14 protein-coding genes are annotated in these 12,785 nt (G+C 62.3%); 7 read left to right on the top strand and 7 right to left on the bottom strand.

Annotated elements, in window-relative coordinates; genetic code table 11:
- Positions 1–77: 77 nt before the first annotated feature.
- The 6 genes from AC1DXU_RS14090 to AC1DXU_RS14065 all read right to left on the bottom strand — a co-directional run bounded on the left by AC1DXU_RS14090 (position 78) and on the right by AC1DXU_RS14065 (position 6,142).
- Positions 78–1,175, bottom strand: coding sequence for a phosphatase PAP2 family protein (locus AC1DXU_RS14090; protein ID WP_477369328.1), 1,098 nt, complete (start codon positions 1,173–1,175; stop codon positions 78–80).
- A gap of 186 nt (positions 1,176–1,361) precedes the next feature.
- On the bottom strand, positions 1,362–1,793 hold the full coding sequence (locus tag AC1DXU_RS14085; RefSeq protein WP_477369326.1) for an HIT family protein: 432 nt from the start codon (positions 1,791–1,793) through the stop codon (positions 1,362–1,364).
- A gap of 63 nt (positions 1,794–1,856) precedes the next feature.
- Positions 1,857–3,524: a sulfatase-like hydrolase/transferase gene (locus AC1DXU_RS14080; protein WP_477369324.1), complete on the bottom strand. Its 1,668-nt coding sequence runs from the start codon at positions 3,522–3,524 to the stop codon at positions 1,857–1,859.
- A 160-nt stretch (positions 3,525–3,684) separates the two neighbouring features.
- On the bottom strand, positions 3,685–4,899 hold the full coding sequence (locus AC1DXU_RS14075) for a GNAT family N-acetyltransferase (RefSeq protein ID WP_477369322.1): 1,215 nt from the start codon (positions 4,897–4,899) through the stop codon (positions 3,685–3,687).
- A gap of 42 nt (positions 4,900–4,941) precedes the next feature.
- The gene (locus AC1DXU_RS14070; protein WP_477369320.1) at positions 4,942–5,670 is read right to left on the bottom strand and encodes a glycerophosphodiester phosphodiesterase; all 729 of its coding nucleotides are present in this window, start codon (positions 5,668–5,670) and stop codon (positions 4,942–4,944) included.
- Between the two features lie 7 nt (positions 5,671–5,677).
- Positions 5,678–6,142 (bottom strand): RidA family protein, encoded by a 465-nt coding sequence (locus AC1DXU_RS14065; RefSeq protein ID WP_477269637.1) that lies wholly within the window; start codon positions 6,140–6,142, stop codon positions 5,678–5,680.
- 138 nt (positions 6,143–6,280) lie between these two features.
- On the opposite strand from AC1DXU_RS14065, the gene AC1DXU_RS14060 reads away from it, so the two are divergent.
- The 5 genes from AC1DXU_RS14060 (at position 6,281) to tsf (ending at position 10,000) form a co-directional block, all read left to right on the top strand.
- Positions 6,281–7,108, top strand: coding sequence for a cell envelope integrity EipB family protein (locus AC1DXU_RS14060; protein WP_477369318.1), 828 nt, complete (start codon positions 6,281–6,283; stop codon positions 7,106–7,108).
- A gap of 15 nt (positions 7,109–7,123) precedes the next feature.
- Positions 7,124–7,402, top strand: a complete 279-nt coding sequence (locus AC1DXU_RS14055) for a DUF4031 domain-containing protein (RefSeq protein WP_477369316.1) — start codon at positions 7,124–7,126, stop codon at positions 7,400–7,402.
- Positions 7,399–8,010 (top strand): LysE family translocator, encoded by a 612-nt coding sequence (locus tag AC1DXU_RS14050; protein WP_477369314.1) that lies wholly within the window; start codon positions 7,399–7,401, stop codon positions 8,008–8,010. The genes AC1DXU_RS14055 and AC1DXU_RS14050 overlap by 4 nt, the downstream gene beginning before the upstream one ends.
- A gap of 178 nt (positions 8,011–8,188) precedes the next feature.
- Positions 8,189–8,971, top strand: a complete 783-nt coding sequence (rpsB, locus tag AC1DXU_RS14045; RefSeq protein ID WP_477315018.1) for a 30S ribosomal protein S2 — start codon at positions 8,189–8,191, stop codon at positions 8,969–8,971.
- A gap of 108 nt (positions 8,972–9,079) precedes the next feature.
- Positions 9,080–10,000 carry a translation elongation factor Ts gene (gene tsf, locus AC1DXU_RS14040; protein WP_477369312.1) on the top strand — a complete coding sequence of 307 codons (921 nt, stop codon included), beginning with the start codon at positions 9,080–9,082 and terminating at the stop codon, positions 9,998–10,000.
- A gap of 37 nt (positions 10,001–10,037) precedes the next feature.
- Here the strand turns inward: tsf and AC1DXU_RS14035 are convergent, their stop codons facing one another.
- The gene (locus tag AC1DXU_RS14035; RefSeq protein ID WP_477369310.1) at positions 10,038–10,964 is read right to left on the bottom strand and encodes a LysR family transcriptional regulator; all 927 of its coding nucleotides are present in this window, start codon (positions 10,962–10,964) and stop codon (positions 10,038–10,040) included.
- A gap of 115 nt (positions 10,965–11,079) precedes the next feature.
- Here AC1DXU_RS14035 and AC1DXU_RS14030 point away from each other — a divergent pair, with 115 nt between their 5' ends.
- On the top strand, positions 11,080–11,616 hold the full coding sequence (locus AC1DXU_RS14030; RefSeq protein ID WP_477369308.1) for a nuclear transport factor 2 family protein: 537 nt from the start codon (positions 11,080–11,082) through the stop codon (positions 11,614–11,616).
- A 27-nt stretch (positions 11,617–11,643) separates the two neighbouring features.
- Positions 11,644–12,753 (top strand): aldo/keto reductase, encoded by a 1,110-nt coding sequence (locus tag AC1DXU_RS14025; RefSeq protein WP_477369306.1) that lies wholly within the window; start codon positions 11,644–11,646, stop codon positions 12,751–12,753.
- Positions 12,754–12,785: the final 32 nt, after the last annotated feature.

Genomic DNA, 12,785 nt, shown 5'->3' with positions numbered 1-12,785 from the left:
CCAGTCGAAAAAGGCCCCGGAACCGGGGCCTTTTTTTATGGGGTTTGCGGTTCTTGGATGGGAACGGTCGCCCTCAACTAGGCAGCGCACCCATCCGGCGCGAAGCGGGTCAGGAAGTATCCGCACGCCTTCCAGATCGCTAGTGACACCAAGGCGCCCGCGTAACCGTCCAGGGCATAGTGCCAGCCAAGGACGACCGAGCTGATCATGATGATGCCGGCGAACGCCCACATCACAATACCGGCCAGTCGGGAACGGCGCGTAGCGTAGAGAGCAAAAAGCACTGCCATCGCCACGTGCATGGATGGAAAGGCGGATATGCCGATACTGCCCTTGGTCGCGCCGGTGTAGCCGCTCCACAAAAGGTCTTGCGTGCTGAGCGCCCAGATCGGATAGACGCGATCGGCGGCAGCCAGCGCTTGCATAAGCGGATGAAAGTCGGTTCCCAACCCCAGCCGCTCATAATAGCACGGCCCTGCCGATGACAGGCCCATCGCCAGCAGGAAGCCACCCAAAATCCATGCCAGCATGAAGCTCATCAGGAATTGATGCCGCAGCCGTGTGTCTTCGCGCGTGATGCAGGCGGTGAAGACGGTGGCAATGAGCACGACAAACCAGAAATTATACGCGATGTTGAGCATCCTCACCGCGATTGGCGACTGGACGATAAACCAAAGCCATTCATCGGGCGCGCGACCGAAGTGGAGTACTCGATCGGCGTGAGCCAGCGTCTGGTCCCACGCGAAAGGCGAAAGGATCGCAATCGCCCCCTTGAGCACGCCGACGGCGGATATGAAGACAATGGCCGCAGCCAGGCCATTCAGGCTGTTGGCTGTGCGCTCGGCGTCGCCGAAGAAGCTGCCCATTGAACGCAGAAAGGTGCCGAGTGGCTCACGATCACGCTTGACCACCGCAAGGTGAAAGAAGCTGCCGACGGCGAAGACACAGCCGCACATCCAGAAAGCGATGACAAGATAGTACGCGTATTCCTTCAGGGCGCCGAAATCCGGCATGTTTCCGGTCTGCATACCGACCGCGGTTGCCAGAAGCAGGGCGGCGATGGCCATCGCGTGCAGCAGCCGGTGCCGCTTGTAAGCATCCGTCAGAGCGCGCAGAAAAGCGCGTCCATAAGCTGCCCTCGCCAGGGGTCTCGAGACCGCAACCGAACTGTCCATGATTTCGAAGACCCAAAAGCCCGTCGCCTCCTGGCATCCTACAACCAGAGGGTTTGATATTTCCCTAAGCAGATAGTTCGAATTCACGCCTGTCGTGCGCCAAGCTCAAGCCGGTGTCCGGCAAGACCGAGTCTGTCCTCGGCGGGAAGCGATTGCTGCCGGAGCGCGCCGTGGCGCGATCAGCCTTCAATCATCCAGCCTCGCGCGGATCTTTTCGGCATTTGCGGCCAGCACCTCCGGCTTCTCCATCTCGCCGGTATGCGGCTTCAACGGGATGCCCTCGAAGCGTGGAATGACGTGGACGTGCAGATGGTAGACGGTCTGTCCCGAAGCCGGCTCGTTGAACTGCAGGATGGTGACGCCGTCGGCGCCAAAAGCCTTTTTGACCGCCAGCGCCACCTTCCGCACGATGACAAAGAGCGGGCCGAGCGTTGCCGGATCGGCATCCAGCAGGTTGCGCGACGGCGCCTTCGGCACCACCAGCGTATGGCCCGGCCCCTGCGGCATCACGTCCATGAAGGCCACAACCGCATCATCTTCGTAGATGCGGTGCGAAGGAATTTCGCCGCGCAGGATTTTCGCGAAGATGTTGTTGGGATCGTAGACGCTTTCGGCCATGGCGATGCTCCGGATTTGTCTCGCCGTCCCGTTTAGCGAAGCCGCTGGCGGGCGGCAAGACGCTCAGGCGAGATCGACCATGCCGGCTTCAACCAGCGCGCGATGGAACCGTCTCTTGCGCAGCGACTCGTTTGCGAAATAAGGAGCGGCGCAGTCCGTCAACAAGGCCGTCCTGGTTGCGAATACCGGGTCGAGGGGGAGTCGCGCGGCGGCCACGGTCAATGTCGACAGGAATGCCGCGTCGAGCACGGCTGGGGCGCAAAGATCGTCGGGCAATGCGCTGTTGATGGCCTCGATCGCATAGAACGTCTTGTGCAAGGCCGGGTCGGGAGGCAACAGGCCGGTGAGAGTCGCCGTGAATGACGGCTGGTGATCGCCATAACGCACGATGATGGCCGGCTGGCCATTCAACACGGTTTCGAGTTGCTTGCGAAACGCTGCATAGGCTTCGACGCTTTCAGCCAGCCGCACGGCATACTCGCCATATCTTGCGTCGCCGGTTGTGGCGATGGCTTCGCGCCGGATTTCGGCTTGGCGGTCGGCGGGAAAGATGCGGCGGCGATGATCGCCATGGTTCATCAATGTCATTATCGAGAGGAAACAAGGCGCTCCGCCCGCCACGCGGCTAGCAATCCGGCCAAGCGCATGGCTGTAGAGCTGCTCGTCATGACGTTCGCGCCGCCAGCGCTCCCTATCGAAGGGAGGCGGCAAGGTCGCGGCGTAGCAGACCTCTTCAAACCCGATTGATTTGTAGAAACGATCGCAATTGACGAAGTTGGGCCGGTCGCAGCTCACATGGGAGACGTGGTATCCGATGCCTGAAAGCACCGAAGGCAGAGCGTGACGCAGGCGTCCGTCCAGCAGGTGGAAGACGAAACGGCTGTCACTGCCAAAGGAAAGCGAGGACAGGCCGGTTAGCACCGAAAATTCGGTCTGCAGCGTGCTGCCGCCAAAGACGTCGACATGCAAAGCCCCCGACAGACCGTGCGGAGGCGAAAAGAAATGCTCGAATGCCCGGTTGATCGGCAGGCCATGGTGTCTTGGATCAAATGTCGATTCATGCAGGATCATGAAGATGTGCGGGCGGATCTCATCAGCCGCCCGCCTAGCTGGTTCCGGCGGCAGAAGCGGCAAGGCATCGGCAGCGATATCGACGAAGTTTGGCCGTCGCGATGGTCCCGCGCCGAGCCATGATGCCGCGAAAGCGGAAAGATGGGCGCGGTCTCTGGTGAGCAGATCGAAGCGGAAGCGAGCCACTCCACCGCTGATCCGGAACACTGCCAAATAGATCAGGGCCGCCACGGCGAACTCGGCAAGACGCGACGTCAGCGGCGTCGCCGGCTCGACCAGCGTCATGTCGACGGCAATGGCGAGCGTCACGATTGCGGCCGCGCCGAAGAGAGCAGGCACCGCCATTCGGGCATGGTCGACAAAGACGCTGCGCAAGCTGCTTGCGGCGAGGTGATAGAAGTCGCCAGCCAGGAGATTGAAGCCGAGATGGCGATATTTCAGTTTGGAGGCGATGCCTATGATCGCTGCCAGCACCAGCGTCATCCAGAGCGCGACGGTCGTTCCTGAAAACAGCAGGTGCAGGAAGCCAAAGAGAAGGAGGAATGTGGAAAAGCCAAGAGGCCAGGTCCCAGGCTTGCCTTCCAGCCAAACGACCAACGGCAGCGCGGCCACAAACCCCGCCACGCCGAGCCATTGCCCCACGGATGCCAAACCCTGCATGCCAACCCCAGGGTGTTTTCGCACCCATGCCCTCGGCGTTGCTTAGCGGATTCCGCCGACCCGGTAAACAGCGGGCGCAGGCAGGCTTCGCCAGCAATACCTCTGGTTTGTCGCGCCCGGCGACTTGTCGCAAGCAATGGTACAGTCTCGCGGAACCCGCCTAGTCCGCCAGATCCTTGCGGAACGGGGTGTGCTCTTCCAGATATTCGCTCATCCGCTCGACTTCGCGCCGTTCACGCTTGAGATAGTCGGCGACGGCCTTGCGCAAGCCGGGATGCGCCAAATAGTGCGCCGAGTGCATTGTCACCGGCCGATAGCCGCGCGCCAGCTTGTGCTCGCCCTGCGCACCGGCCTCGACCACTTTCAGCTTGCGCTCGATGGCGAAGTCGATCGCCTGATGGTAGCAGACCTCGAAATGCAGGAAGGGGTGGTCCTCGATGCAGCCCCAGTTGCGCCCATAGAGCGCGTCCGAGCCGATGAAGTTGATGGCGCCGGCAATGTAGCGTCCGTTGCGTTTGGCCATCACCAGCAGGATGTCTTCAGCCATGCGTTCGCCGATCAGCGAGAAGAATTCGCGGGTGAGATAGGGCCGCCCCCATTTGCGGCTGCCGGTGTCCATGTAGAAGGCAAAGAAATCGTCCCAGGCCTTTTCGGTCAGGTCCTTGCCGGTCAGCCAGTCGATCGAGATGCCGTCGGCCAGCGCCTCGCGCCGCTCTTTCTTCATCGCCTTGCGCTTGCGCGAAGCCAGCGTGGCGAGAAAGTCGTCATAGGTCGAAAAGCCTTCGTTGAAGAAGTGGAACTGCTGGTCGGTACGGTGCAGGAATCCTGCCCCCTCCAGGGCTTCGACATCGCCCTCCGGCGCGAAGGTGACATGGGCGGAAGACACGCCGAGCTTTTCCGTCACCGCCTTCAGGCCGGTCGCCAGGCCGGCTTTGACGGTGCGGCTGTCCTCGCCCGTGCTGACCAGCAGGCGCGGGCCGGTAACCGGCGTGAACGGCACGGCGCATTGCAGCTTTGGATAATAGCGCCCGCCGGCGCGCTCGAATGCATCCGACCAGCCATGGTCGAACACATATTCGCCCTGGCTGTGCGATTTCAGATAGCAGGGCACCGCGCCGAGCAGCTTGCCGTGCGCCGTCTCCAGCCTGAGGTGATGGCCTTGCCAGCCGGTGCGCCGCACGGCGCAGCCGGAATCTTCAAGCGCACTCAGAAAAGCGAATGAAACGAGAGGGTTGTAGCCGTTTTCTGTGTCACCGCGGGTGGTCCCGCCAAAACCATTCCATTCGTCGCAGGTAAAGGCGCCGATGCCCGCGGCGACGCGGATCGAATACTCTGCATCCACCGCTTGCCCGTCGCCTTCATCACCTTGATCCATGAGGCTTATTTAAGCTCCGCGCGGGTCCGTACAAGCCCGGCTTCAGGCAACTTTGACGTGATCGGGCTCGAAGCCCTCGAACGTCATCTGGTCGGCATATTTGAAGGTCAGGTCCACCGCCGGCTGGTCGTGCACGGTCCAGGTGATCACCGGCATCTTGAGCTTTTCGCGCACGAAGGAGACGAACTGGTTCGGCAAGTCGCCCGCCGCATAGGAGGTGAAGGCAATCTCGTTCGCCAGCATGGCGAAATGCGCCTCGATCAGCTTGACGTCCTTGCCATAGGCGGTCAGTCCGCCGGGGATGCCAGGCGCGTATTTGGGAAAATCGCGGATCAGCCAATGGTCGAACGACATGATCGCCGCCTTGCCCTTGTAGCGCTTGAGCAGCTTGCCGACGCTTGCCACCAGGCCTTCGTCGTGTCCGGGAACCCCCTTAAGCTCGACCACCATCGGCACCCGGCCGTCGACCAGATCGAGCGCCTCCTGCAGCGTCGGCAAATGATCTGATGTGCCGCCGACCTTGAGCGCCGTCATCTCCGCTGCCGTGCGCTGCCAGACGAAGCCGTCCTTGCCGGTCAGCCGCTGCAGATCGCCATCGTGGATGATGACCGGAATGCCGTCCGACGACAGGTGCACGTCGCACTCGATCGCGTAGCCGCGTTCGGCGGCCGCGGCAAAGGCCGAAAGCGTGTTCTCCCAGCGCGTCTTGTTCATGTCGTGAAAGCCGCGATGGGCGACGGGGCGGGCGGTGAGCCAGGAAAGGTCGGTCATGTCAGGCTCATTCGACTTCGAAGATCGCTTCGATTTCCACTGCGGCATTAAGCGGCAGCGAGGCGGTACCGACGGCGGAGCGGGCATGCTTGCCGCGATCGCCGAGTGCGGCGACGAGAAAATCGGAGGCGCCGTTGGCAACCAGATGCTGCTCGACGAAATCGGTCGCCGAGGCGACGAAGACGGTGATCTTCACCAGGCGGCGGATTTTTTCGAGATCGCCAAGGGCCGCCTTGGCTTGCGCCAATATATTGATTGCGCAGTATTTTGCCGCTTCCTTGCCGCCCGCCGTGTCGACGTCGCGGCCGAGCAGGCCGCTCGCCTGCAGCTTGCCGTCCTTCAGCGGCAACTGTCCGGCGGTGAACAGCAGATTGCCGGTCCGGCAATAGGGCACATAGTTGGCGGCGGGCGCGGCGGCGACCGGAAGCGTCACGCCGAGATCGCTTAGCCGCTTTTCGATTGTTTCACTCATGGTATTTCCCTATTGCTTGATGACGCCGCGCTGGCCGGGCCGAAATTGCTATTTTTGCCTCGCTTCCGCCACGACTTTTTTTAAGCTGGACCATCTTTCCCTGCGGCCTGCCATCAGCCGCGATGATCGGAGCACCTCATGCGCGCAACGCGCCTCGCATTCCATGCCGTTCTGCTGCCGGCGCTTTTCTCGATGGCTCCCGCCTTCGCCGTGCCGGCGCTGCAGGCGCATCGCGCCGTCTATGATCTGACCCTCGACAAGGCATCCGATCGCTCCGGCATTACTGGCATTTCCGGCCGCATGGTCTATGAGTTCAACGGCTCGCCTTGCGAAGGCTATACGGTGAAATTCCGCTTCGTCACCCAGATCGCCACCAGTGACAACACAAGGCTGACCGACCAGCAGACGACCACGTTCGAGGACGCCGAAGGCAAGACCTTCTCGTTCGTGACAAAGTCCTTCGTCGACCAGAACCTCGACAAGGAGGTCAAGGGCATCGCCACGAAAGAGACCAAGGGGCTCAAGGTCGATATCGACAAGCCTGAGAAGAGCAGCCTTGAACTGGCGGCCACCCAGTTTCCGACCCAGCATCTGGTCGAATTGATCGGCAAGGCCGAAAAGGGCGAAAGCTTCTACGAAACCAACCTGTTCGACGGCTCGGAAGACGCCAACAAGGTGATGACCACCACCGTCGTCGTCGGCAAGAAGACGGATGCCGACAAGGCGGATCCTGAAGCGCCGGCGCTGGCCAAGCTCGCCACCGACAAATACTGGCCGGTCGACATCGCCTATTTCGACGAAACCGACAAGTCAGGCGAAGAGGTGCCGGAATACCGGATCAGCTTCAAGCTGCACGAGAACGGCATCACGCGCGACCTCGTCATGGACTATGGCGACTTCTCGATGACCGGCAAGCTGGTCAACCTGTCGCTGTTCGATCAGTCGAAGCCCTGTCCGGCGAAATAGCGCCGCCAAGCCGTCATGGCGGTCTATGTCGACGCGGCGATCTGGAAATGGGTCGGGCATCGCTGGTGCCATCTGATGGCCGACGACACCGACGAACTGCATCGTTTCGCGGCGCAGCTTGGCATCAAGCGGTCGTCCTATCAGGGTCCGCCGAAGACATCGGCGCCGCACTATGACATAACCGGCTTTGAACGCGACCGTGCGGTACGCCTCGGCGCGGTTCAATGCAGCCGCGAGGAGATTGTCGCGATCTTCCGCCGCGTGCGGGTGCCGAAAGGAAAGATACGATCATGACATTGACGGCTTTTGTGGCCTATTGCGTCGCGATCACGCTCGCCGCCGCCACGCCCGGCCCGGCGATGTTTGCCGTCATCACCAACGGCGTCTCGCGCGGCTTTGTCAGAGCTTTCATGGCCGGCCTCGGCGTCGCCGCCGGCGACGCGGTGCTGGTCACCTTGGCCCTGCTGGGCCTGGTGGCGCTGGCGCAGACCTTCGAATGGGTGTTTCTCGCCCTGAAATATGCAGGTGCCGCCTATCTGGTTTTTCTCGGTATCAGGATGTGGCGGTCGGCCGCTGCGCAATCGGATGGATCGCCGGCAGAACAGGCAAGGCTGTCGCGATCGTTTTTCCTCGGCGCCTCCATCGCCCTGGGCAACCCCAAGGCGATCCTGTTCCACGCCTCCATCATGCCGCTGATTCTCGATCTCCACACCATGACCTTCACCGATGGGCTGCTCGTGGTCGCGGTGGTGATCAGCGTCAACATTGTCACCATGGGCGCCTATGCGGCCCTTGCAGGCAGAGCCTCGGGCTGGTTCAGGACGCCGCGGCGCATGCGGTTGATGAACAGGTTTGCCGGCGGCGCCATGATCGGCACTGGTGCACTGATCGCCGCACGCTGAATGCTGAGGCGCCACAGCGCTTGCCTTTATCGCGCATCCCCTCTATATGCGCGCTCATTCCACACACGGACTTTGGTGTCTGCCCGGGAGAAATCCGGCTGAAACCTCCGGTGGCGTTCGAGGACAAAGTCCAAAAATGCCTGTGTCCGTGGAGGCTAACCGGAAAGGATACTCGAGAATGGCACTGCCTGATTTCAGCATGCGCCAGCTTTTGGAAGCTGGCATTCACTTCGGCCACCAGACCCACCGCTGGAACCCGAAGATGGCGCCTTACATCTACGGCGCCCGTAACAACATCCACATCATCGACCTCTCGCAGACGGTGCCTTTGCTGCACCAGGCGCTGAAGCAGGTTTCCGACACCGTCGCCAAGGGCGGCCGCGTGCTGTTCGTCGGCACCAAGCGCCAGGCGTCCGACATCGTTGCCGATGCCGCACAGCGTTCGGCCCAGTATTATGTCAACTCCCGCTGGCTCGGCGGCATGATGACCAACTGGAAGACAATCTCGAATTCGATCTCACGCCTGCGCAAGCTCGATGAGATGCTGGCCGGCGAGGCCCAGGGCCTCACCAAGAAGGAGCGCCTCAACCTCGATCGCGAGCGCGAGAAGCTCAACAAGGCGCTCGGCGGCATCAAGGACATGGGCTCGACGCCCGACCTGATGTTCGTCATCGATACCAACAAGGAAGCGATTGCCATCCTCGAGGCCAAGCGCCTCGGCATTCCGGTCGTCGCCATCATCGATTCCAACTGCGATCCGGACAAGATCGACTTCCCGATCCCGGGCAATGACGACGCGGCTCGCGCCATCCAGCTCTATTGCGACCTGATCGCCAAGGCGGCGCTGGACGGCATCGCCCGTCAGCAGGGCGCGCTCGGTGTGGACATCGGCGCCTCGGTCGAAGCTCCGGTCGAGCCGGCGCTCGATCCGGCCCCGGCGTCGGAAGCCCCCGAAGCTTGATAATCGAAGGCCGGTTCCGGCCTTCATCTTTCTAATATTTTGGCACGCTAAACGGACGCATCACCGAATACCGGTGGTGCGTCGGTGCATTTAAACAAAGAGGCGACAATGAGCATTTCGGCTGCACAGGTCAAAGAACTCCGCGACTTGACCGGCGCGGGCATGATGGACTGCAAGGCGGCGTTGACCGAGACCAACGGCAACATGGAAGAGGCCGTCGACTGGCTGCGCAAGAAGGGCATTTCCAAGGCCGACAAGAAGGCTGGCCGCACCGCTGCCGAAGGCCTGATCGGCGTCGACAACGGCGTGCGTGAAGCCGCTGTCGTCGAGGTCAATTCCGAGACCGACTTCGTTGCCCGCAACGCGGCTTTCCAGGAAATCGTCGCCAACGTCGCCAAGGTGGCGCTCGCATATGGCGCGACGGAGGCTGTCGCTGCCGCGAAGTATCCGGGTTCCGACAAGTCGGTTGCCGACACCATCAAGGATGCCGTCGGTACCATTGGCGAGAACATGGGCTTCCGCCGCTCGGCCAAGCTGACCGTTCCGCACGGCGCAGTCGCTACCTACGTCCACAACGCTGTTGCCGACGGTCTTGGCAAGCTCGGCGTTCTGGTCGCGATCGAAACCACTGGCAACGCACAGGCAGCGAACGCCTTTGGGCGCCAGGTCGCCATGCACGTCGCCGCCACCAACCCGCTGGCGCTGACCGCAGAGCAGATCGATCCGGCAGCCATCGAGCGCGAGAAGGCGATCTTCTCCGACCAGGCGCGCCAGTCCGGCAAGCCGGAAGCGATCATCGAGAAGATGGTCGAGGGCCGTATGCGCAAGTTCTACGAAGAGGTTGTGCTCTTGAAGCAGGCTTTCGTGCTCAATCCCGACATCACCGTCGAGAAGGCGCTGAAGGATGCCGAGAAGGACATCGGCGCTCCCGCCAAGATTACCGCCTATCTGCGCTTCGCGCTCGGCGAGGGCATCGAGAAGGAAGAGACCGATTTCGCGGCGGAAGTCGCGGCTGCGGTGAAGAAATAATCCTTAGGAAATAGTCCCCGAAAGGGGGCTTCTCAGCTCAGGCAACTCGGCCGGATGTCCGCAAGGATGTTCGGCCGATTTCTTGCGCGGTATCGATGAAGGCCCGCAGCTTCGGCGCCATCGCCGCCCGGCGCGGGAAGTAGAGGAACAGGCCGGGCTCCTCGATCGCCGTTTGCGGCAGAATCTGAACGAGGCGACCGGCGGCCAAATCGGCGCGCGCCAGCGGTTCGAACAGATAGGCAAGCCCGATCCCGGCGAGCGCCAGATCGATGGCGGCGAGCGAATCCGTGACGATGACCGTGCCGCCGGTCTCCACGACGACATCCTTGCCATCCACGGCCAGATCCCAGTGATAGAGCCCGCCGCTGCGCACAAGCCGGTAGCCGATGCAATTGTGGTTCGCGAGATCAGCCACATCGCGCGGACGGCCACGCCGTCCGATATAGGCGGGAGAGGCGACGATGATGGCCTTGAACGGTGGCGTAAGCCGGACCGTCACCATGTCCTGCGCGATCATCTCGCCAAGCCGGATACCGGCATCGAAGCCTTCGCCCACGATATCGACGAGGCCTTGGTCGGCGAACAGCTCGACCGTTATGTCGGGATAGCGCTCCGCCATCGCCGCGACCACCGGCGTCACCGCCAACGGGATCGCGATGTTGGAGGCGTTGATCCTAAGCAACCCGGCGGGCCGGCCCGTGATGCCGCGGATACGGTCCATCCGCTCGGCTATATCCTGAAGGGCAGGGGCCGCCGTCTCCACCAGCGCCTTGCCGGCTTCGGTCAATGAGACGCTGCGCGTCGTGCGCGCGAACAGAGGCTGGCCGATCCGCTCCTCGACAAGGCGCACCGCATGGCTGACCGCCGAAGGGCTCATGCCGAGTTCGGCCGCGGCAAGCGCAAAGCCGCCGCGCCGGGCAACGGCGACGATGACAGGCAGATGGTTGAGCAGGTCTCGATCCATTCATGAGCAGCATCGCATAGTCCTTGCGAACAATGCAATATTATCGATGCCAGCGGGTTGCTCCACAGTGTCGCCAACACGTCGGCAGCGGGCCGATGCGCAAAGGAGAAGAGAGATGACTGCGTTGAAGGACGTTACCTTCGCGGCGAGCCTTGCGCTGGCGCCGTTCGATGCCGGCGGGGCCGAACCGTCTAAGGAAATGGCGCTCGCCGACGAGCGTGCCGTCATCCGCATCGCCGATGCTATCGATCGCGCCGTCGATGCCCAGGATTGGCGGCTCGCCCGCAGCTTTTTCGCCGACCGCGTCACCGTCGACTTCAGCAGCCTGAGCGGACAGCCTGCTGCCACCATCGCCTCGGACGACCTGATCGGAACCTGGGCAGCGAATCTCAGAGGCAGCAAGACCAGCCTGCATCTGCGCACCAACCATCAGGTCGTCATTGACGCCGAAGCTGCGACCGTCTTCACCAACGCCTATGCCTGGAACCGGATGGAAGGCAATGGCGACCCGCTCTGGGAAGTCTGGGGCACCTACGAACACCATCTGGCCCGTTCCGGCGCAGGCTGGAAGGTGGATGGCTTCACCTTCCGAATGACGCACGAGCGTGGCAACTCGTGGGTGAAGACGACCCCCGGACAGGATCGGCGCTGAACATCGGATCAGGATCGGAACGACATCATGAGCATGACCTATTACACCCTTGGCAATAGCGGCCTCAGGGTCAGCCGGCTGGCGCTGGGCGCGATGACCTTCGGCACCGAATGGGGCTGGGGGGCGGACCGAGAAACCGCTCGTGCCATGTTCGATGCCTATGTCGAGACCGGCGGCAATTTCTTCGACACCGCGGACCTCTACACCGACGGCACCAGTGAAACCTGGCTGGGGGAATTCATCGCCGAACGCGGTCTGCGCGACAGCGCGGTCATCGCCACCAAGTTCACCTTCAACACCGAGCCCGGCAACCCAAATGGCGGCGGCAACGGCCGCAAGAACATCTTGCGCGCCGTGGACGCCTCACTGAAGCGGCTGGGCACCGATTATATCGACCTCTATCTCCTGCATGTCTGGGACAGGCTGACGCCGGCCGAAGAGGTCATGCGCACGCTGGACGACCTCGTCCGCATCGGCAAGGTGCGCCATATCGGCCTGTCCGACGTGCCGGCCTGGTATGCCGGCCGGGCGCAGGCGATCGCCGAACTGCGCGGCTATGAACCGATCTCGGCCCTGCAGCTCGAATACTCCCTCGCCGAGCGCACCATCGAGCATGAATTCGTGCCCTTCGGCACCCGCCATGGCGCCAGCATCATGGTGTGGAGCCCGCTGGCCAGCGGCCTGCTCAGCGGCAAATACCGACCGACGCAGGTCGGAAACGTTGGCCGGCTCGATGGTTTTCGCAACACCACCCATCCGGGGTTCCAGAAATTCAGCGAGCGCAACTGGGCGATCGTGGCCGAACTCGAAAAAGTCGCCGCCGAGCTCGGCCGCAGTATGCCCCAGGTCGCGCTCAACTGGGTGGCGACGCAGCCGGGCATCGCCTCCGTCATCCTCGGAGCCACGAAGCTTGCTCAGTTGCAGGACAATCTCGCGGCGCTGGACTTCTCGCTTCCCCCTGACCTTCGCGATCGGCTGGATGCGGTCAGCCGCGGTCCGGCGCCATTCCCACATTCATATTTCGGTTCCGAGATACAGGCCAGGGTTACCGGCGGCACCGTGACCGGCGACAAGCCTTCCAACTATGCACCACCGGTGGTTGTCGAAGGTGAGGCGGTCAGCATCAGCAGCAACTGATCGGCTGCAAGCCAAACGGCTGGGAATTTGCG

It is taken from the genome of Mesorhizobium sp. P3_A10 (assembly GCF_056403175.1).
Note: the sequence above shows the minus strand (reverse complement) of the source record. Positions and strands in the feature narration are given on the sequence as shown.